Source organism: Mesorhizobium sp. ES1-6 (assembly GCF_020164775.1).
In the GTDB taxonomy this organism is placed as follows: Bacteria; Pseudomonadota; Alphaproteobacteria; order Rhizobiales; family Rhizobiaceae; genus Mesorhizobium.
Genome location: NZ_JAIUGU010000002.1, coordinates 836,245 through 855,869, shown reverse-complemented (window position 1 = coordinate 855,869; position 19,625 = coordinate 836,245). Strand labels below are relative to the sequence as shown.

The window sequence follows — 19,625 nt, the reverse complement described above, 5'->3', positions numbered from 1 at the left end:
CTCAGTCGTTTGCCGACCATTCCATCTCTTTACGGCGCGAGCAAGCCGTGCCGACGCAGCTCCCTTCAGCGCGCGCGCATCGGCTTCAGCGCTTCGCTCCAGGCCAACAGCTCGTCCAGCATGGTTTTGGTCCCGCCACGCACCTGCTCGCTGGCCTCGAAGGCGCCATTCTCGCCGAGCAGTTTCTGGTAGAGCGGCAGCGCCACACCTTCGGGGATCGGCATGATCCCGACGGAGGTCAGCAGCGGCTTCAGCGCCTGCGCCGCGCGCAGGCCGCCGGAGACACCGCCATAGCTGAGAATGGCGGCGGGCTTGTACTTCCATTCGCGGGAGAGATAGTCGATCGCGTTGACGATCGCGGGTGCGGCGAAATAATTGTATTCCGGCGCCACGAAGACAAAAGCGTCGGCGCCGTCGATCGCCTTCGACCAGGCCTTGGTGTGGTCGTTCTGATAGTTGCCAAGCCTTGGATGGTGCGGTTCGTCCAGCACCGGCAGGTTGAACGCGGCGATGTCGGTCAGCACCGGCTCGAATTTTCCGTGCTCGCGCGCGAACGTTTCCAGCCATTCGGCAAAAACCGGACCGGCGCGGCCGGGCCGCGTGCTGCCGATGATGATGTTCAACTGGTGCTTCAAGACAGGCTCCCTTCTCGGACGGTATCCATTGGTGACTGTCACTACGGCAGAGCGTTCAAGTGGGCAAGATCGGACCCCTGAGGAAACGGTCACGATCGGATGAACAGACTGTCCCCTGGCGTTCCCGCTGTCATCGTTCAGTCTGCCGTTCGGTCACATGGACGCCCGGTGTGCCAGCCACTACATTGATGCCAGCAGCGGAGCATTTCATGGACACACAGCCCGCCCCCTTCGTTCCTCCCGCCCCGAAGCCGCGCACATCGCCGCCTTCGACGCTGGAGATGATCCGCATCGTCTACCGCAACCCGCTCGAACTGTGGGGTGAGCCGACCTACAACGAACCCTGGATTTCGGCCAAGGGCGCCGGCGGGCCTCTGGTCATCGCCAATGACCCCGGCCTGATCCGCCATGTCCTGGTCGATAACGCCAAGAACTACAAGATGGCGACGGTGCGCCAGAAGATCTTGCGGCCAATCCTGCGCGATGGCCTGCTGACCGCCGAGGGCGAGGTGTGGAAGCGGTCGCGCAAGGCGATGGCGCCGGTGTTCACCCCGCGCCACATCTTCGGCTTCGCGCAGCCGATGCTGAAACGCACGCTGGAGTTCGTCACCCGTTACGAGGCGGGCGGGACTTCGGACATCGCCCATGACATGACGCTGCTCACCTACGACATCCTGGCCGAGACGCTGTTTTCCGGCGAGATCGCGGGCGAGCCGGGCAGCTTCGCCAACGAGATCGACCGCCTGTTCGAAACCATGGGCCGCGTCGATCCGCTCGATCTGTTGCGCGCGCCCGACTGGCTGCCGCGGCTGACCCGCATCCGCGGCCGCAAGACCATGGCCTATTTCCGCAAGATCGTGACCGACACGGTCAAGATGCGCGAAGAGAAGTTCAAGCGCGATCCCGATGCCGTGCCGCAGGATTTCCTGACGCTGCTGCTGAAGGCCGAAGGCCCCGACGGGCTGACGCGGCCGGAAGTCGAGGACAACATCATCACCTTCATCGGCGCCGGCCACGAGACCACGGCGCGCGCGCTCGGCTGGACGCTTTATTGCCTGGCCGAATCGCCCTGGGAGCGCGACCGGGTCGAACAGGAGATCGACCAGGTGCTGGCGCGCGAAGCCGATCCGACGAAGTGGCTCGATGCCATGCCGCTGACACGCGGCGCCTTCGACGAGGCGCTCCGGCTCTATCCCCCGGCGCCGTCGATCAATCGCGAGCCGATCGAGCCCGAAATGTGGAAGGATCTTTATATCCCCAAGCACGCCGCCGTGCTGGTGATGCCGTGGGTCGTCCACCGCCACAGGAAGCTGTGGGACCGGCCCGACGCCTTCCTGCCCGAACGCTTCCACCCGGGAAACCGCGAGAAGATCGACCGCTTCCAGTATCTGCCCTTCGGCGCCGGCCCGCGCGTCTGCATCGGCGCCAGCTTCGCCATGCAGGAGGCGATCATCGCGCTCGCCATCCTGTTGTCGCGCTTCCGTTTCGACGTTACCGCCGAGACGAAGCCCTGGCCGGTGCAGAAATTGACCACGCAGCCGCAAGGTGGCCTGCCGATGCAGGTCACGCCTCGCCATCGTTGAGGGCTGACAGCTCTCCCGAATTAGACCGCGGGTTTGCGCTGCTGGAACTGGCCGGCGGCGCGGAAGCGCCAGAGATAGCTGGGCAGGATCGTCGCGATCGATTGCGGCTGGATGCCGAGCCCCGCCAGAGTCCGGTTGGCCTTGGCGGCTTCCTCCGAGACGATGTTGTGCTCGCGCAGCTGCATCACCTGGTCCTTGGTCAGCAGCGGATTGGGCAACAGGCCGAGGATCGAGGCCTGGATGTTGGCCACCCACCACGGCACCGGCACCAGCAGGCGCTTGCGCTCGATCACGGTCAGCAGTTCCTGCATGCACTCCTTGAAGGTGAGCACGTTGGGGCCGCCAAGCTCGTAGGTCTGGCCGCCATCGATCTTGCCGTCGACCGAGCGCGCCACGGCCTCGGCGACGTCGCCGACATAGACCGGCTGGAACTTGGTCTGGCCGCCGCCGATCAGGGGCAGCACCGGCGAATAGCGCGCCATGTTGGCAAAGCGGTTGAAGAAACTGTCCTCGGGTCCGAAATTGATCGACGGCCGCAAGATCACGGCATCGGCGATCGTCTCCAGCACGGCCTTCTCGCCAAGCGCCTTGGTGCGCGCATAATCCGATTCGGAGTCGGGATCGGCGCCCAGCGCCGAAATGTGGGTGAGCCCGGCGCCGACGGAGCGCGCCGCCTCGGCGACGGCGCGAGCACCGAATTCATGCACGGCCGAGAATTTCTGCCGGCCGCTCTCATGCAGGACGGCGACGAGATTGACGACATGGTCGGCGCCTTGCACGGCGCGGTCGACGGACCAGCGAACGCGCACATTGGCCTGCACCGGCTGGATCTGGCCGACATTGCCAAGCGGCTGCAAATGGCCGGCAAGATCGGGCCGGCGGCAGGCGACCCGGATGCGATAGCCGCGCTTGGCCAGCGCCCGCACGACGTGGCGGCCGACAAAACCCGATCCGCCAAAGACGACGACGAGTTTCGGGGTCTGCAGGATTTCGGTCATGGCGGGCTCCGGCGCACGTTCCAGATGGCTTGGCTGAGCCGTTTCATAGTCCGTTTTGCGCCAAAGGCAAAGGGTGACGCGTCGTCGCGTCACCCTTCTGCGCAAAGCAATTCCAGGAAAAGTGTGAAGCGGTTTTCCGTCCGGAATTGCGTCAAAACAAAAAAGCAATTCCAGGAAAAGTGAGAGGCGGTTTTCCGTCCGGAATTGCGTCGAACAAAGCTTGTCAGAATGCCTTGCCGAGGCGGGCGTCGACCGAGTGCCGGTTGCCGCCGCGAATGACGAAGAACAGAAGGATCGCGGCCCACAGGAGCGATTTTTCAGCACCCGAGAAACCCTGGCCCATGGTGACCCAGTGGAACCAGACGGTTACCAAAAGCACGAACAGGCCGGCAAAGGCGGCCGGACGCGTCAAAAACCCGATGGCGATCAGGATGCCGCCGATGAATTCGGTGCAAGCAAGCAGCAACGACCAGAAGGCACCAGGATAGAAGCCGAGGCCTTCGACCATTTCGGCGGCGCCGAAAGGGTTGACGATCTTCTGCGAGCCATGGACGGCCAGGAAGATGCCGGCCACGGCGCGCATCACTGTTTCGCCGGCGTCGTGCAGTGAGGAATACAGGCGGCCAAGCGCCGGAATAATCAGCTTGCCATGGGGGGCGTCGGTGGTCGCGGACATCGGAGCTCCTGTTTTTGTGATCGTGCCTTTCGCAAACGCCCGAGGGTTCCAGCCAAGTCAAGTTAACAAAAGTTAACATCGTAATCATGTTTGGCGTCACGGACGACAAACGCAGAAAACCCCGCCGAAGCGGAGTTTTCCGGATGACATCCATGCGGTGCCAGGGGCCGACGGAGCGGCCTGACCTGAGACGGTATCAGGAGGGCGTGAAGCAAGTACGCCCACCCCAGCCCTGAACATCCGACATGGTGCCACCAACCTTCTTGCAGGCGGCGATGAAATCGGCGCTGCAATTGGCGAATTTGGCATGGCCGTTCTTGCAATAGTGGTCTTCGGTGGCGCCGCCGCTCGGCGCGGTAATGACGCCGGGGTTGGCCGGCTTGACCGGTGCGGCCTTGAGGTTGGCCGCCTGCGTGGCGCCCATGAAGGAACCGAGCAGGAGCACGGCGGTGAGGATGGTGGTCTTGGTGTTGGTCATGATGATCTTCCTTTGATTTGAGGTTGTGTTTTCCGGGACGCGAAGGGCGATGCCTTCACACGGAGCAGATTTTCGATTTGATTTGCTGTTCCCCCGGTCTGGATCGGGCAAGCTCGCCTTGCCCTGGACAAACATTGGTCGTCCGGGCGTCAGAAAAGGTTCAGGACGCACGCAAAAAAACCGCGCACAACCGCACCGCAGGCAAGGAAGGGTCAGGTAACTATCTGAAAATAAGAGAAATTATTCAGGCCGAATAGCGCTCGGCAAATTCGGAGATGCGCTGGATCACCGCCTTGGGCGCGGTGATGCCGCGCGCCTGGGCCTTCTCGGCCGCCTCGGCGCGGGCGCGGCCGGGCACATGCACGCCATAGCGCCGGCGCAGCCGGTCGAGTTGGTCCTTCATGCGCTGCTCGAAGTCCGGATCGAGCAGCTTCGGCTCGACCGCGAGCACGAACAGGCCGGTTCCCGGACTGTCGGGGCCGCCACTGAACCACGGCGCGTCGAGCGACCAGTTGGCGCCCGACAGGCCCGCCGCCAGCACCTCGACCATCAGCGCGATGTTGGCGCCGCGCTGGCCGCCAAAGGCAAGCATGGCGCCCTTCATGGCGGCGGCGGGGTCGGTCGTCGAATTGCCACTGGCATCCAGCGCCCAGCCTTCGGGGATTTTCTTGCCGTCTTCCGCCGCCTTGCGGATGTTGACGAAGGCGGTGGCGCTCGACGACTGGTCGATGACCAGCGGCGCGCCATCGGCGGCGGGCGCGGCGAACGACATCGGATTGGTGCAGTAGACCGGCTTGACCGAACCCGAGCCGGCGAGAACCGCCGGTCCATTGGTGGCGGCAAAGGACACCAGGCCCTGCGCCGCCATCCGGCCGGTGAAATAGCCGAGCGCCCCGCAGGTGTAGGCGTTCTTCTGCGAGAAGATGGCAACGCCGAACAGTCTCGCCGCCTTGGCGAGGTCGTCGATGGTGCGGTCGAAGCCGGTATGCGCCAGGCCGCCGCGTGCGTCCGAGAGATAGATGGCCAGCGCCGGCCGGGTGATTACGGGGTCGGCATTGCCGTCGATGCGCCCGGCCTCCAGCGCTTCGAGGTAATCGATGAAATGCGAAAGCCCGACGGCTGCCAGTCCCTCGGCCTCGGCCGCGATGATCGAGGCCGTGAGCGATTGCGCCGCTTCCTCATTGGCACCGGCGCCAAGTGCCGCCATCCGGCACAGTCCTGTTGCCTGGTCGAGACTGAGTTGCATCATGGTCGTCCTGAAAGAAGGGAGTAGGGGAATACGGGAGTAGGGGACTTGTGCGCAGTGAATAGCCAATAGGGCTGGAAATGTGAATGCGGAAGTGACCGGATACTCCCCTACTCCCCTACTCCCCTACTCCCCTACTCCCCTACTAACCGATCTTGACCGGAATCCGCGCCTCGATCCGGCTGAAGGCGAAAACCAGAATGCCGGTGATCGCCATATAGATCAACGCCAAGAGCAGCAGGGGCTCGTAGGTGAGGTAGGTGTCCTGCCGCACCTTGGACGAGACCGCGAAGACGTCGATCACGCTGATGGTCGCCACCAGCGGTGTCGATTTCAGCTGCAGCACGGTTTCGCCGGTCAGCGTCGGCAGCGCCCGGAAGAAGGCCTGCGGCAGCCATATGCGCCGGAAGATCTTCCAGCGGCTCATGCCGAAGGCGCGGGCGGCTTCCAACTGCCCCTTGGGCACGCCGGCGAAGGCGCCGCGCATCACCTCGCCCTCGTAGCCGGCGAAGGACAGGGTCAGCGCCAGCACGCCGTACGGCCAGGCCTGCCTGAGATAGGGCCACATCCAGGATTCGCGGATCCATGGATATTGCGGAAACAGCGACCCCAGCCCGTAATAGAGCAGCCATAGTTGCAGAAGCAGCGGCGTGCCGCGAATGATGGTGCAGAAGACTTTCGCCGGTGCGGCGACCCAGATCGAGCCGGCTGCCTGCGCCAGCCCGACCGGCACGGCGATCGCGAAACCAAGCGCGCAGGTGACGGCCAGGATCCACAGGGCGCGCCAAATGCCCATCAGGCCCATTTCCCAATATTGCGGCAGCCAGTCCCAGCGCATGAAGAAGGCAGCCGATGCCACCAGGCCCAGCGCGATCAGCATCAGCACGATGCGATGCGGCTGCAGCCACAGCGATGCACGCGCCACCGTGTCGATGATGGCTGTTTCGCTGGCCATCAGCGTGCCTCCTTGAGCGAAGGCATGCCGCGCCGCGCCCATTTCTCGGCACGGCCGAGCAGGAAGTTCGAAACCAGCGTCACGCAGAGATAGAGCACGCCGGCGGCGAGGAAGAAAACCAGATAGGCCTTGGTGACGCCCGCCGCCTGTCGTGTCGCCAGCGTCAGTTCGAAGAAGCCGACGACTGCCAGCAGCGCGGTGTCCTTGGTGGCGATCAGCCACAGATTGGCGAGGCCCGGAATGGCGAAAGGCAGCATCGCCGGCAGTGTGATGCGCCGCAGTAGAAGACCGGGAGACATGCCGAAGGCGCGGGCGGCTTCGATCTGGCCCTGCGGAATGGCGAGGATCGCGCCGCGGATGACTTCCGTCGAATAGGCGCCCTGGACGAAGCCTAGCACGGCGATGCCGGCCACCAGCCCGCTTATGTCGACACGCTGGTAACCCATCGCGGTCAGCACCTGGTTTATCAGGTCGGTGCCGGCATAATAGAGCAGCAGGATCAGCACCAGTTCCGGCACGGCGCGCACCACGGTGGTGTAGACCGCGAACAGGTCGCGCACCACGGGTCCGCCGTAAAGCTTGCCATACGCACCCCATGTTCCAATCAGCAGGCCGACGATGGTGGCGCCGACCGCAATCTCGAGCGAATGCAGGAGCCCGACCAGGAGCGTCCCGCCCCAGCCGACGGGCGCGGGCGAGAGAAGTTCGATGATGCCGGCCGCCGAGGCCGGAAGAAAGGATTCGATCAGCGTCGCCCCCGTATTGCTGGCTCGGTCCGCCGGTCCCTCACGGCCGGCGGCAAGCATGCGTGGACAGGCCGGCCGAAGAACAGGGCGTCAGCGCCCTGTCCTCCAGCCATGCGAGGGTCGTCAGTTCGACTGCGTGGCGCCGCCGTAAATGTCGAAATCGAAGTATTTCTTCGAGATTTCGTCATATTTGCCATTGGCGCGGATCGCCTTGATGCCGGCGTTGATCTTCTCTTTCAGATCGGTGTCTTCCTTGCGCACGCCGGCGCCGACGCCCGGCCCGAGCACTTCGTCATCGGGGGCAACCATGCCCTTGAGGTCGCAGCAGGCCTTGCCCTGGTCGGTCTTGAGAAATTCCTTGAGCGCGATGGAATCGGCCTGCACCGCGTCGAGGCGGCCGGCGGCGAGGTCGTTGTTGGCTTCGTCCTGCGTCTGGTATTCCTTGATCTCGGATGCGGTCGGGCCGAAATGCTTCTTGGCGTAGACGGCATGCACCGTCGACACCTGGACGCCGAGGACCTTGCCCTTGAGATCGTCGGGCGTGGCGCCGAACTTCTGGTCCTTCGGGCCGATGATCGCGGTCGGCGTGTTGTAGTATTTGTCGGAGAAGTCGATGGTCTTCTTGCGTTCGTCGGTGATCGACATGGACGAGACGATGAGGTCGATCTTCTTGGTGGTCAGCGCCGGGATGATGCCGTCCCAGGCGACAGGGGTGATGACGCAGTCGAGCTTCTCCTCGGCGCACACGGCGTCGATGAATTCGATCTCCCATCCGACCCATTTGCCCGAAGCGTCGGGCGAGGTGAAGGGCGCGTAGGGTTCGGCGGCGACGCCGATCTTGACCGGATCGGCGTTGGCCACGCCCATGGCGGCGACGCCGAGCAGCAGTGCCGCGGCGAATGTCTTCAGAACAGTCTTCATTTTCAGAACTCCCAGTTTGTTGTTGGTTCCCGGTTTTCTTCCGTCCCGGCTTGTTCCCTAGCCGATGTTGCGGATGAACTGTTTGAGCCTTTCGGACTTGGGCGCGCCGAAGATCTGCTCCGGCGGGCCTTCCTCCTCGACCAGCCCGTTGTAGAGGTAGACGACGTGGGTCGCGACCTCGCGGGCGAATTTCATTTCGTGGGTGACCAGCACCATGGTGCGGCCTTCGCGCGCCAGGTCGCCGATCACCTTCAGCACTTCCCCGACCAGTTCGGGATCGAGCGCCGAGGTCGGTTCGTCGAACAGCATGACGCGCGGATTGATGGCGAGCGCGCGAGCGATCGCGGCGCGCTGCTGCTGGCCGCCAGAGAGATAGGCCGGATAGACATCGCGCTTCTCGGCGAGCCCGACGCGCGCCAGCAGCTTTTCGGCCTGAGCGATAGCTTCGTCGCGCTTCACGCCCAGCACGTGCACGGGAACCTCGATGACGTTTTCGATCAGCGTCATATGGCTCCACAGGTTGAAGTTCTGGAACACCATGCCGAGCTTGGAGCGGATTCGTTCGATCTGCCTGCGGTCGGCCGGAATGGTGTGGCCGTGGCTGTCCGCCTTGAGCTTGATCTCCTCGCCATTGACTCGGATGATGCCGCTGGTCGGGTTTTCCAGGCAGTTGATGCAGCGCAGCAGTGTCGATTTGCCGGAGCCTGAGCCGCCGATGATGGCGATGACCTCGCCGTCGCGCGCCGACAACGACACGCCCTTCAGCACATGCAGCTGACCGAATTTCTTGTGCAGGTTCTCGACATGGATGGCTTCTGCGGCGCCGTCCCGCGCCTCGCCGGATGGGACTTTGGCAGCTGCCACAGCGCTCACCAAATGACCTCCACATGACCGCCGGCGGTTCGTCGAACGTCTATCCGGCTAATCAACATACGCTGTACTGCCCCGCTCCAGACCTCAAGCATGGACCCAACAGAGCGAGCCCGTCAATCCCGCTCATTACGGCACTTGCGGGCTTGTTGTGCAAGTGTATAAATAGTCTCTCATGAAATTTTTTCGGTTTTTTTCAGCTAGAAAAGGGCATCGATGAGCGCTTTCGGGTCACAGTCCATGGCGGCGCCGCTGCGGCGCGTGCTGATGCGGTCGGCGGCCAACGCCATGCGCGGCGCCGACAGGGCTCAATGGCATTATGGCCCGGGGTTCGACCCGGCGAAAGCGGCCTCCCAGCACGCGGCCCTTGCTGAACTGGTGGCGGCTTCCGGCGCGGAAATCGAATGGATCGAGGACAAGGCCGACGGACTTTCGGATTCTGTGTTCACCCACGACCCCTCGTTGATGACCGACCGCGGCGCGCTGATCCTGTCCATGGGCAAGCCGTTGCGCGCCAGGGAGCCCTCGTTGCATGAGGAAACCTATAAAAGACTGGGCATCCCGATCCTTGGTCGCGTCGAGGCCCCCGGCCAGGTCGAGGGCGGGGACTGCGTATGGATCGATGGCCGCACGCTGGCGATCGGGCGGGGCGTCCGCTCCAACCAGGAAGGCATCCAGCAGGTTTCCAACCTGCTGACGCCGCTGGGCATTTCCGTCTACGGCTTTGATCTGCCGCTGTGGCAGGGCGAAGAAGCGTGCCTGCATCTGATGTCGGTGATCAGCCCGCTGGCCGACGACCTCGCTCTGGTCTATTCGCCGCTCTTGCCGGCCCCGTTCTACCAGACGCTGAAGGCGCGCGGCATCCGGTTGGTCGAAGGCGACGCCGAGGAGTTCGCCGCGTCCAACGGCCTCAGCCTGAACGTACTGCCGACCAGCCCGCTCGAGGTCATTGCCGTTGCGGGCTTTCCCAAGACCAGGGCCGCGATGGAAGCCGCCGGCTGCACGGTTGAAATCTTCGAGGCCGATGCGCTCTGCATCGCCTGCGAAGGCGGGCCGACATGCCTGACGCGGCCGATCCTGCGCCGATGAATGCGCGCCGCAAGTTCCGTCGCGAGGGCGAGGGGCGGCGGCGGCAGGACCTGATTGAGGCTACTCTCGACAGCGTGGCGGAATATGGCCTGCAGGGCGCTAGCCTGCGCACCATCGCATTGCGTGCCGGCGTCACCGCCGGGCTGATCCGGCACTATTTTCCCGGCAAGGAAGAATTGCTGCAGGAGGCCTATACGGCGCTGGTCGGCCGCATGACCGAGCAGGCGAAAGCGGCATTGGTCATGGATGATGCCTCGCCGCGCCAACGCCTCGCGGCTTTCGTCACCGCCAATCTCAACGCGCCGATCATCGACGCCCGGGTGTTTTCGCTCTGGGCAACCTTCATCGGCCGCGCCAGTGCAGACCCTGCCTTGGCCCGTGCCCACCGCGACGGCTACCTTGGCTTTCGCAACGAGGTGGAAGCAGTCGTGGCCGAAGTGCTCGCCGCCGAACGGCACCAGCCGGACGCGAGCGCGCTGCGCCACCATGCCATCGCGATCAACGCGATCATCGACGGGCTCTGGATCGAAGGCTGCCTGGCCGGCGAGATGTTCTCGCCCGGCGAATTGGCGGCGATTGGCATCAAGGCTGTCGAGGCCGAGCTCGGCCTCGTGCCGCTGAAGCATGATGCCGAAAAGTAGGAAGGGGAGAAACCAATGACCACCATCGGGGAAGCGTTGATTTCGCTGCTCGAAGCCCATGGCGTCGACACTGTGTTCGGCATTCCGGGCGTTCACACCGTCGAACTCTATCGCGGCCTGGCGCGCTCGAAGATCCGCCATGTCACGCCGCGGCATGAACAGGGCGCCGGCTTCATGGCCGATGGTTATGCGCGCGCCAGCGGCAGACCGGGCGTCGCCTTCGTTATCACCGGGCCGGGGCTGACCAACACCATCACAGCCATGGGCCAGGCGCGCGCCGATTCGGTGCCGATGCTGGTGATCTCCGGCGTCAACGCCACCGACACGCTCGGCAAGGGGCTCGGCTTCCTGCATGAGCTTCCCGACCAGCATGGCATGATGGAGAAGGTGGCGCTGTCGTCGCAGCGCGTGACCGAGGCCAGCGAATTGCCGGGTGCGCTGGCGCGGGCTTTCGCGTTGTTTTCGTCCGCGCGTCCAGGACCGGTGCACATCGAAATTCCGACCGACGTCATGGTCAAGCCAGCCGACGGTCTTGCGGCCGCGCTGAGCAATGCCGCCCCGCCCGCACCGGAAGCTACGGCAATTACCGACGCGGCAAAGCTAATCAAGCTAGCGCGCCGTCCGTTGATCCTCGCCGGCGGCGGCGCCAGGAAAGCCGAATCCCCGCTGCGGCGCCTCGCCGAAAGGCTGGGCGCGCCGGTTGTCGAGACCACCAACGCACGCGGCCTGATGCATGGTCATCCGCTCTGCGTACCGGCGAGTCCCAGCCTGAAGGCGGTTCGCGCGCTGATGGCCGAGGCCGACCTGGTGATCGCCGCCGGCACCGAATTCGGCCCGACCGACTATGATGGTTACGGTGACGGCGGTTTCGTGCTGCCTTCGAACCTGATCCGCATCGACATCGGTGCCGACCAGCTTGCACGGCGCCCGGTGACGGTCGCCATCCAGGCCGATTGCGCCGAGGCGATCGAGGCCCTGCTTGCGGCGATCGGGCCAGCCGACGGCGCCGTCGAAGACGGCCATGGCCGGGCCGCGGCCGGGCGAAAGGCCGCCTTTGCCGAGCTGAGCCCGGCCTATGCGGCGCAGGTGCATGCCGTGGAAATGATCCGTGATACCTTGCCTGGTGCCATCATCGTCGGCGACTCGACCCAGCCTATCTACGCCGCCAATCTCTATTACGACCATGACCGGCCGGGCGGCTGGTTCAATGCCGCGACCGGGTTTGGCGCGCTGGGTTACGGCCCGCCGGCAGCGATCGGCGCCGCCCTTGCCATGCCGGGCACGCCGGTCGTCTGTATCACCGGCGATGGCGGTTTCCAGTTCACGCTGCCGGAACTGGGCGTGGCGCTCGATTCCGATGCGCCGGTCATCTTCGTCGTCTGGAACAACAGGGGCTATCGCGAGATCGAAACCTCGATGCTCGACGTCGGCGTTGAACCTGTCGGCGTGTCGTCGGCGCCGCCGGATTTCTGCAAGCTCGCCGAAGCCTATGGCATATCAGCCGAAAGGCTGGCCGACATCGATGCCTTGCCACGGGCGTTGAAACAAGCCCGGGCGACGGGACTGCCGCGCATCATCGAAATCACGGTCGTTTGAATCATCCAGGTCGGCCTTGGTTCCTCAAGCGGAAGCGACCATTCGCCGGCTTATTCTTGCAAGGCGCGAGCCGCGTCTACGCGGCTTTGCTATTCGACGGCGTCATGACGCATGCAAAGACGTGACGGCTGCCATGTCGAGATATCAGTTGAGTGATCGCTCAAAAGGGGCGACGCTTCGCGTCGGCGCGGCAACCGATGACAAAAATCATAAAAATGACAGGAGCGGTCCAGGATGACGGAAACACTTGAAGGCAGGCATATCGTTGTGACCGGCGGCACCGGCGCGCTCGGTGGGGCGGTGGTCGGCAGACTGCTGGAGCAGGGCGCGATCTGCCACGTGCCGAACGCGCACGCCGCGGCGCCTCAGCACTTTCCCTTCACCACGCATGACAATGTGAAGCTGGCGCACAATGTCGACCTGTCGGACTCCGCCAAGGTCGAAGCGTTCTACAGCCAGGTTCCTGGCTTGTGGGGATCGATCCATCTGGCCGGCGGCTTTGCCATGGCGCCGGTGGAAAAGATCGAATCGGCATCCTTTGCCGAGATGATGGACACCAACGCCCGCACCACCTTCTTGTGCAGCCGCGCCGCTATCCGTTCGATGCTGGCGTCGGACACACCAGGCCGCATCGTCAATGTCACGGCACGCGCCGGGCTCGACCCCAGGCGCGGCGCCGGCATGGTCGCCTACACCGCCAGCAAGGCGGCGGTGGCGGCGATGACGGTAGCGATGGCCGAAGAGCTCAAGGCGAGTGGCATCCTGGTCAATGCCGTGGCTCCGTCGACGCTCGACACGCCGGCGAACCGCGCCGACATGCCGGATGCCGATTTCACCAGATGGGTCAGCCTTGAAGCCGCGGCCGAGGCAATCGCATATCTCGCCTCGCCGGCCAACCAGGCGATGAGCGGAACGCTGGTGCCGCTCTATGGCCGGGCTTGAGCGGCGGGGGTCGAAGTCGGGCACACCGCGTCCGATCCATCGGCGTTGCGATAGCTGTAGATTCGCAGCGACGATGAAGCGTCCGTGGGGCACTCCCGCAACCATGTCGGCGGCCGGCCTTCAATCAGCCCCGCCGTGAATGGATAGGCGGCTTCCAGCCCCGGCAATGGCGGGCCTCGCCAGGCGCAAATCGCGACATGCGTTGCCTTGGAGGCATCGAGTATCGCGCGTGGGTCGGCGGTCGCCGGATCCAGAAAGCGATAGCTGCGCTCGATTCCCTTGGCTGACGGGTGATTAGGGATCGTCACCACCTTGGGCCCTTCGGCGAGCGCCACGAAACGCGCGCCGATCAGCGGGGGAGAAAGAACGACGGCGCCAGACGGCCAGTTCTGCTTCGGTTCAAAACGGCTCGAAAAGCAGCTATCGGCGAACTCGGCGGCGGGAACCGCCGCTTCGGACGGCTTTACTGATAGGTGATACAGCAGCATCGCCCCGGACAAAACGAGACCGGGCAGGATCAATGCGTATCTGTTCGATGCCGCCGGCACCGGAGATTTCAAATAGCGACCCAACCTCGTATTCGGCAGGAGGCTCGCCAGCGCGAAAATGAGGCCGATGCCTGAGAAGATCGGAAGGTAGGGGTAGTAGCGGACATAACCGATCGCAAGTGCCAGCGAGAGCAGCGAAAACAGCGCCAAAATGACGATGGGCCGGCTTCGACCTTGCGGCTTGGCGCAGATGACGGCTGGCGCAAGCGCGCCGATAAACAGCAGCGCCATGCTGAAAAAGTCTGTCGACAGGACGACATCAGGGCGCCGGAACAGGCTCAACTCCTGAAGAATCCTGTTGATCATGTTGTCGCGAACATAGGCGTCGAGCGAGGCATAGGGGCTGGCCAGGCATTGCGGGAACAACTTCGCCAGCGCCACCGCGCTGGCCGCCGCGACCACCAGCAGAATGGCCGCGCGCATCGGCCATCCTCCACGCCGGCCTGCAAGCAAGGGCACGATGGCGAATGAAAGCCCGGCCGCCGCCAGTGCCGTCACATGCGGCGTCGAATATGTGTCGCATCTGACCGCGTCATAGGCGGAGGGCGGCACGATCGCAGCGAACAGGCCGACCGCGCCGGCGGTCAAGGCCAGCCCGAAACCGGCGATCCTGTTTTCACCACCCTCGCGGTCGAAGATCCAGTCAAAGGCATAGACCGCCATCACCAGGGCATAGAACGGCGCGAACTCGCTGCTGATGGCGATTGCCAGGGCCGTCAGCACCCCGTTGACGAAGGCGGAGAGGCGGCTCCGCGACAGCATCAACACCAGGGCCGCCAGCAGAAGCAGGATTTGCAGATTGTGGTAGTCGATCCGTCCGGGCGCGAATTCGAAAAAAGTGCGCGCGGCAAAGATCAAAGCCAACGGGAATGCAACGGCCGGATAGGCAAAGCCGATGGCGGTCATCAGCCGGTTGTAGAAATAAAGCGCGGGTGCGAGCAGCAGCAGCGGGACGGCGAAGCATGCCAGCATCAAAGCCGGCTCTGAGCCGGCAAACGGGGCGAACAGGCGCACGAACGCCGCGTAGGGCAGGTCGACGATCCACGGCCAGTGTGAGACATAGGGTTCGGGCTGGACAATACCGGGCAGCGTGCGGTCGAAGATATTGCCCGTTTCAAGCAAGGTACGGATTTCGTGCAGCTTGAGGAGATCGTCGGCGTCATTGTTGAGCCGGAAGCCCAGGGACCACAGAGCGGTCATCAGCATCGCCATTCCGAAAAAGCAGAACAGCACCGGCGAGCTGGTATAAAGGCCCGGCAACCACGAAGGTCGCGCGGCGGCGTTGGCGTCGCCATTGCTCATGGAAGTATTCCGTTGGACCGCCAGCAAATACGCGAGGAAGTTTATGTTCCGTAAAGAAAAAGACCCGCCGGATCGCTCCAGCGGGTCTTTTTTGTAAGGCGGCACGCGAGGCGTGCCGCCGATGGCGGGCGCCTTAGCTGCCCTGCTTCTTCAGCGCGGCACCCAGGATGTCGCCCAGCGAAGCGCCGGAGTCGGTCGAGCCGTACTGTGCGACCGCTTCCTTCTCTTCGGCGATTTCCAGCGCCTTGATCGAGACCTGCAGCTTGCGGGTCTTCTTGTCGAAGGCGATGACGCGGGCGTCGACCTTCTGGCCGACGGTGAAACGCTCGGGGCGCTGCTCGTCGCGATCACGGCTGAGGTCGGAGCGCTTGATGAAGGTCTCGATGCCGCTGTCGACCAGCCGCACTTCCAGACCGCCATCCTTGACGCCGATGACTTCGCAGGTGACGACCGCGTTCTTGCGCAGTTCGCCTGACGTCGCGGCTTCGCCGACCGTGTCCTTGGCCAGTTGCTTGATGCCGAGCGAGATGCGCTCCTTGTCGATGTCGACGTCGAGCACCTGCGCCTTGACCATGTCGCCGCGATTGTACTCTTCGATGACCTGCTCGCCCGGACGGGTCCAGTCGAGGTCGGAGAGGTGGACCATGCCGTCCACGTCGCCTTCGAGGCCGATGAACAGGCCGAACTCGGTCTTGTTCTTGACCTCGCCCTCGACCTGGCTGCCGACCGGATGGCTCGAGGCGAAAGCCTGCCACGGATTCTCCAGCGTCTGCTTGAGGCCGAGCGAGATGCGGCGCTTGGCCGGATCGACCTCGAGCACCACCACGTCGACCTCCTGCGTCGTCGACAGGATCTTGCCGGGGTGCACGTTCTTCTTCGTCCACGACATTTCCGAAACGTGGATGAGGCCCTCGATGCCCGGCTCCAGCTCGACGAACGCGCCGTAGTCGGTGATGTTGGTGACGGTCCCCTTGATCTTCTTGCCGATCGGGAACTTGGTGCCGATCTCGGACCACGGATCGCTCTCGAGCTGCTTCATGCCGAGCGAGATACGGTGGGTTTCCTGGTTGATGCGGATGATCTGCACCTTGACCGTCTGGCCGATGTTGAGGATTTCGGTCGGATGGTTGACGCGGCGCCATGCCATGTCGGTGACGTGCAGCAGGCCGTCGATGCCGCCGAGGTCGACGAACGCACCGTAGTCGGTGATGTTCTTGACGACGCCTTCGACCACCTGGCCTTCTTCGAGGTTCTGCACGATTTCCGAACGCTGTTCGGCGCGGCTTTCCTCGAGCACGGTGCGGCGCGACACCACGATGTTGCCGCGGCGGCGATCCATCTTGAGGATCTCGAAGGGCTGCGGGTTGTGCATCAGCGGGGAAACGTCGCGGATCGGGCGGATATCGACCTGGCTGCGCGGCAGGAAGGCCACGGCGCCGTCGAGGTCGACGGTGAAGCCGCCCTTGACCTGGTTGAAGATGACGCCCTCGACGCGCTCACCCTTGGTGAACTTCTCTTCGAGACGGACCCAGCTCTCTTCGCGGCGAGCCTTCTCGCGCGACAGCATGGCTTCGCCCAGCGCGTTCTCGATGCGCTCGACATAGACTTCGACGGTGTCACCGACCTTAAGGGTGGTGTCCTTGCCCTTGACGCCGAATTCCTTCAGCGGCACGCGGCCTTCGACCTTGAGGCCGACGTCGATGATGGCCATGTCCTTTTCGATCGCGGTGATCGTGCCCTTGACGACCTGGCCTTCGCCGGAGTGGCCGGCGGTGAATGATTCTTCGAGCAGGCTCGCGAAATCATCGCGAGTGGGATTTGCAGCTGACATTGTTTCTCCTGGAGTGCCCCGCGTTTCGAGCGGGACGGGCGCCGTGGGTTAGCGTTGCGTTGGCCTGCCGGCGTTCCGGGCTAAAAAGCCCTAGGCCGCTTTTCGAGCGGCAATTCCGGCGCATGAAGAATGCTGGCAGGCTGGTTCGTGCCCGATATGGGTATTTTCTTCGCTTCCGACAATCGGAAGCATCATGAAAACCCGGATCAGGCCTTGCTTCTCTTGGCCAGCACGTCGTCGATGACAGCCATGGCCGCGAGAAACGCGGCTTCTATAGCCATTTCGCTGGTATCAAGCAAGTGCGCGTCGGCGGCAGGCTTCAGCGGCGAGTCGGTCCGGCCCATGTCGCGCTCGTCGCGGCGCACGATATCGGCGAGGATTTCGGCGAAATTGGCGGTGCCGCCGATGCTTTCGATCTCGGCCAGCCGGCGTCGTGCCCGCACTTCGGCGCTGGCCGTCACATAGAGTTTGATATCGGCGTCGGGACATACGACCGTGCCGATGTCGCGGCCGTCAAGCACCGCGCCCGGCGGCGTCTTGGCGAAGTCGCGCTGCTTTTCGACCAGGATGCGCCGCACTGTGGGAAACACCGCGACCTTCGAGGCAGCCTCGCCTACAGCATGCGCCGACAGCACGGCCCGGTCGAGCCTTGCCAAATCGACCTGGCGCGCAGCGGTTTCGGCCGCCGAGACGTTGTCGAGCGGCAGGCCGAGCCGCAGCAGTGCATGGGCCACCGCGCGGTAGGTGAGGCCGGTGTCGAGGAGATTCAGGCGATAGTGATCGGCGAGACGCCGGGCCAGCGTGCCCTTGCCGGCACCGGCGGGCCCGTCGATGGCGATGGTGAAGACGTGAGTCATTGGCGGGCCGTCGATCCCAACGCGTTCGTCATCCCAGGGCGGAGCAGGAGCGAAGCTCCGTCGCGGAGACCCTGGGATCCATGCCGTGTCGTCAGCCGAAGGATGCGGCGGAGCAGAATATTGAACCGTTGCGGAGCGTTTGTGTCACGGCATGGATCCTGGGGTCTGCGCCGCGTCGCTCCGCTCCTTGCTTCGCCCCAGGATGACCAAGGGAGGGTTGTCGGCATCCAATCTCCGAGGTTTGCAATTGCCATCGACAATCACTCGATCTCCGCGCCCAGCCCCTTCATCAGCCCCATGAACTCCGGAAAGCTCGTCGCGATCATATTGGCGTCGTCGATGGTCACCGGCTTTTCCGTCGCCAGCCCCATCACCAGAAAGCTCATGGCGATGCGGTGGTCGAGATGGGTCTGCACGGTCGTATCCAGGCCGTTGGGATGGCCGCCCAACCCCTTGCCGCCGGGCTTGCCGCGCACGGCGAGTGAAGCTTCGCCCTCGGTGCAGTCGACGCCGTTGAGCTTCAGTCCGTTGGCCACCGCCGACAGCCGGTCGGATTCCTTCACCCGCAATTCCTCCAGCCCCAGCATCAGCGTCTCGCCCTCGGCGAAGCTCGCGGCAACGGCCAGCACCGGATACTCGTCGATCATCGACGGCGCCCGCTCGGCCGGCACGGTGATGCCCTTGAGTTCGGAATAACGCACGCGCAGGTCCGCGACATCCTCACCGCCGGCGTTACGGGGGTTCAAGATCTCGATCTGGCCGCCCATCTCCTGCAAAGTCAAAAGCAGCCCGGTGCGGGTCGGGTTCATCAACACGTTCTCGATCACGATGTCGGAACCCGGTACGATCAGCGCTGCCACCAGCGGGAAGCCCGCCGAGGACGGGTCGCCGGGCACGGCGATCGTCTGGCCGGTCAGCTTGCCCTGGCCTTCGATGAAGATATGGCGCACGCCGCGCTCGTCGGTCTCGACCGACAGATTGGCGCCGAATCCCTTGAGCATCTTTTCTGTGTGGTCGCGCGTCATCACCGGTTCGATGACGGTGGTGATGCCCGGCGTGTTCAACCCGGCGAGCAGCACCGCCGACTTCACCTGCGCCGAGGCCATCGGCACGCGGTAGGTAATCGGAGCGGCGTGCTTGGGGCCATGCAGCGTGATCGGCATGCGGTCGCCCGGTGTCGCCTTCAGCACCTGCACGCCCATCTGGCGCAAGGGTTCGAGCACGCGGCCCATCGGCCGGCCGGACAGCGAGGCGTCGCCGATGAAGGTCGTTTCCATGTCATAGGTGCCGACCAGGCCCATGGTCAGCCGCGAGCCGGTACCGGCATTGCCGAAATCGAGCGGCCCTTCCGGCTGCAGCAGCGCGCCGTTGCCGGTGCCGCGGATCACCCATTCGGCGCCGTGCTTCTCTATATGCGCGCCCATCGCCTTCATCGCCGCGCCCGTGCGCATCACGTCCTCCCCCTCGAGCAGGCCGGTGATGCGTGTTTCGCCGGAGGCGAGCCCGCCGAACATGAAGGAGCGGTGCGAGATCGACTTGTCGCCCGGCACCCGTGCCGTGCCGGAAAGGGCGGATGATTTGCGGGCGGTGGCCGGCTTGGCAGCGGCGGCGTGAGACATGGAATTTCCCTGGACGGAATGCCGGCGCGCCGGCGCTTTTTCATTTGTTGCGGCGGTCTCGTATCACGGCGGGGCGAAATGGTCATCCCCAT

Annotated in this window: 18 protein-coding genes; 5 read left to right on the top strand and 13 right to left on the bottom strand. The window is 64.2% G+C overall.

Annotated features, from left to right (window positions below; genetic code table 11):
* Positions 1 to 65: 65 nt before the first annotated feature.
* Positions 66 to 635 carry an NADPH-dependent FMN reductase gene (locus tag LB564_RS08685; RefSeq protein WP_224536622.1) on the bottom strand — a complete coding sequence of 190 codons (570 nt, stop codon included), beginning with the start codon at positions 633 to 635 and terminating at the stop codon, positions 66 to 68.
* 209 nt (positions 636 to 844) lie between these two features.
* Here LB564_RS08685 and LB564_RS08680 point away from each other — a divergent pair, with 209 nt between their 5' ends.
* Entirely contained in the window at positions 845 to 2,218 is a 1,374-nt protein-coding gene (locus LB564_RS08680; protein ID WP_224536621.1) for a cytochrome P450, read from the top strand.
* Between the two features lie 20 nt (positions 2,219 to 2,238).
* Here the strand turns inward: LB564_RS08680 and LB564_RS08675 are convergent, their stop codons facing one another.
* The 8 genes from LB564_RS08675 to LB564_RS08640 all read right to left on the bottom strand — a co-directional run bounded on the left by LB564_RS08675 (position 2,239) and on the right by LB564_RS08640 (position 9,111).
* Positions 2,239 to 3,216, bottom strand: coding sequence for a complex I NDUFA9 subunit family protein (locus LB564_RS08675; protein WP_224536620.1), 978 nt, complete (start codon positions 3,214 to 3,216; stop codon positions 2,239 to 2,241).
* Between the two features lie 223 nt (positions 3,217 to 3,439).
* Positions 3,440 to 3,892, bottom strand: coding sequence for a DoxX family protein (locus tag LB564_RS08670; protein ID WP_224536619.1), 453 nt, complete (start codon positions 3,890 to 3,892; stop codon positions 3,440 to 3,442).
* A gap of 196 nt (positions 3,893 to 4,088) precedes the next feature.
* Complete coding sequence (locus tag LB564_RS08665; RefSeq protein ID WP_140702781.1) at positions 4,089 to 4,370, bottom strand: hypothetical protein; 282 nt, start codon at positions 4,368 to 4,370, stop codon at positions 4,089 to 4,091.
* Positions 4,371 to 4,614: 244 nt separating this feature from the next.
* The gene (locus LB564_RS08660) at positions 4,615 to 5,616 is read right to left on the bottom strand and encodes an Ldh family oxidoreductase (protein ID WP_224536724.1); all 1,002 of its coding nucleotides are present in this window, start codon (positions 5,614 to 5,616) and stop codon (positions 4,615 to 4,617) included.
* A 145-nt stretch (positions 5,617 to 5,761) separates the two neighbouring features.
* Positions 5,762 to 6,571, bottom strand: a complete 810-nt coding sequence (locus LB564_RS08655) for an ABC transporter permease (protein ID WP_224536618.1) — start codon at positions 6,569 to 6,571, stop codon at positions 5,762 to 5,764.
* Positions 6,571 to 7,236 (bottom strand): ABC transporter permease, encoded by a 666-nt coding sequence (locus LB564_RS08650; protein WP_224536721.1) that lies wholly within the window; start codon positions 7,234 to 7,236, stop codon positions 6,571 to 6,573. Before LB564_RS08650 ends, LB564_RS08655 begins: the two co-directional genes overlap by 1 nt.
* Before the next feature lie 204 nt (positions 7,237 to 7,440).
* Complete coding sequence (locus tag LB564_RS08645; protein WP_224536617.1) at positions 7,441 to 8,238, bottom strand: transporter substrate-binding domain-containing protein; 798 nt, start codon at positions 8,236 to 8,238, stop codon at positions 7,441 to 7,443.
* Between the two features lie 57 nt (positions 8,239 to 8,295).
* Positions 8,296 to 9,111, bottom strand: a complete 816-nt coding sequence (locus tag LB564_RS08640; RefSeq protein ID WP_140709361.1) for an ABC transporter ATP-binding protein — start codon at positions 9,109 to 9,111, stop codon at positions 8,296 to 8,298.
* Positions 9,112 to 9,324: 213 nt separating this feature from the next.
* On the opposite strand from LB564_RS08640, the gene LB564_RS08635 reads away from it, so the two are divergent.
* The 4 genes from LB564_RS08635 (at position 9,325) to LB564_RS08620 (ending at position 13,376) form a co-directional block, all read left to right on the top strand.
* Positions 9,325 to 10,197: a dimethylarginine dimethylaminohydrolase family protein gene (locus tag LB564_RS08635; RefSeq protein WP_224536616.1), complete on the top strand. Its 873-nt coding sequence runs from the start codon at positions 9,325 to 9,327 to the stop codon at positions 10,195 to 10,197.
* Entirely contained in the window at positions 10,167 to 10,838 is a 672-nt protein-coding gene (locus LB564_RS08630; protein ID WP_140709363.1) for a TetR family transcriptional regulator C-terminal domain-containing protein, read from the top strand. Before LB564_RS08635 ends, LB564_RS08630 begins: the two co-directional genes overlap by 31 nt.
* Before the next feature lie 15 nt (positions 10,839 to 10,853).
* Positions 10,854 to 12,434, top strand: coding sequence for a 5-guanidino-2-oxopentanoate decarboxylase (locus LB564_RS08625; protein ID WP_224536615.1), 1,581 nt, complete (start codon positions 10,854 to 10,856; stop codon positions 12,432 to 12,434).
* Positions 12,435 to 12,668: 234 nt separating this feature from the next.
* Positions 12,669 to 13,376, top strand: a complete 708-nt coding sequence (locus LB564_RS08620; RefSeq protein WP_140709365.1) for an SDR family NAD(P)-dependent oxidoreductase — start codon at positions 12,669 to 12,671, stop codon at positions 13,374 to 13,376.
* Here LB564_RS08620 and LB564_RS08615 read toward each other — a convergent pair.
* From LB564_RS08615 to aroA, 4 genes are all read right to left on the bottom strand, one after another.
* Entirely contained in the window at positions 13,361 to 15,331 is a 1,971-nt protein-coding gene (locus LB564_RS08615; protein WP_224536614.1) for a hypothetical protein, read from the bottom strand. The two genes, LB564_RS08620 and LB564_RS08615, sit on opposite strands and share 16 nt — an antisense overlap.
* A gap of 28 nt (positions 15,332 to 15,359) precedes the next feature.
* Positions 15,360 to 17,057 (bottom strand): 30S ribosomal protein S1, encoded by a 1,698-nt coding sequence (gene rpsA, locus LB564_RS08610; protein WP_008872513.1) that lies wholly within the window; start codon positions 17,055 to 17,057, stop codon positions 15,360 to 15,362.
* Positions 17,058 to 17,263: 206 nt separating this feature from the next.
* Positions 17,264 to 17,914, bottom strand: coding sequence for a (d)CMP kinase (gene cmk / locus LB564_RS08605; protein WP_224536613.1), 651 nt, complete (start codon positions 17,912 to 17,914; stop codon positions 17,264 to 17,266).
* A gap of 260 nt (positions 17,915 to 18,174) precedes the next feature.
* Positions 18,175 to 19,533 carry a 3-phosphoshikimate 1-carboxyvinyltransferase gene (gene aroA, locus LB564_RS08600; protein WP_224536612.1) on the bottom strand — a complete coding sequence of 453 codons (1,359 nt, stop codon included), beginning with the start codon at positions 19,531 to 19,533 and terminating at the stop codon, positions 18,175 to 18,177.
* Between the last annotated feature and the right edge of the window lie 92 nt (positions 19,534 to 19,625).

Coding starts and splice junctions, on each gene's coding strand:
- LB564_RS08620 (WP_140709365.1), top strand. CDS start 12,669: ATGACGGAAACACTTGAAGGCAGGCATATCGTTGTGACCGGCGGCACC.
- LB564_RS08680 (WP_224536621.1), top strand. CDS start 845: ATGGACACACAGCCCGCCCCCTTCGTTCCTCCCGCCCCGAAGCCGCGC.
- LB564_RS08630 (WP_140709363.1), top strand. CDS start 10,167: ATGCCTGACGCGGCCGATCCTGCGCCGATGAATGCGCGCCGCAAGTTC.
- LB564_RS08655 (WP_224536618.1), bottom strand. CDS start 6,571: ATGGCCAGCGAAACAGCCATCATCGACACGGTGGCGCGTGCATCGCTG.
- aroA (WP_224536612.1), bottom strand. CDS start 19,533: ATGTCTCACGCCGCCGCTGCCAAGCCGGCCACCGCCCGCAAATCATCC.
- LB564_RS08675 (WP_224536620.1), bottom strand. CDS start 3,216: ATGACCGAAATCCTGCAGACCCCGAAACTCGTCGTCGTCTTTGGCGGA.
- cmk (WP_224536613.1), bottom strand. CDS start 17,914: ATGACTCACGTCTTCACCATCGCCATCGACGGGCCCGCCGGTGCCGGC.
- LB564_RS08645 (WP_224536617.1), bottom strand. CDS start 8,238: ATGAAGACTGTTCTGAAGACATTCGCCGCGGCACTGCTGCTCGGCGTC.
- LB564_RS08670 (WP_224536619.1), bottom strand. CDS start 3,892: ATGTCCGCGACCACCGACGCCCCCCATGGCAAGCTGATTATTCCGGCG.
- LB564_RS08625 (WP_224536615.1), top strand. CDS start 10,854: ATGACCACCATCGGGGAAGCGTTGATTTCGCTGCTCGAAGCCCATGGC.
- rpsA (WP_008872513.1), bottom strand. CDS start 17,057: ATGTCAGCTGCAAATCCCACTCGCGATGATTTCGCGAGCCTGCTCGAA.
- LB564_RS08635 (WP_224536616.1), top strand. CDS start 9,325: ATGAGCGCTTTCGGGTCACAGTCCATGGCGGCGCCGCTGCGGCGCGTG.
- LB564_RS08665 (WP_140702781.1), bottom strand. CDS start 4,370: ATGACCAACACCAAGACCACCATCCTCACCGCCGTGCTCCTGCTCGGT.
- LB564_RS08660 (WP_224536724.1), bottom strand. CDS start 5,616: ATGCAACTCAGTCTCGACCAGGCAACAGGACTGTGCCGGATGGCGGCA.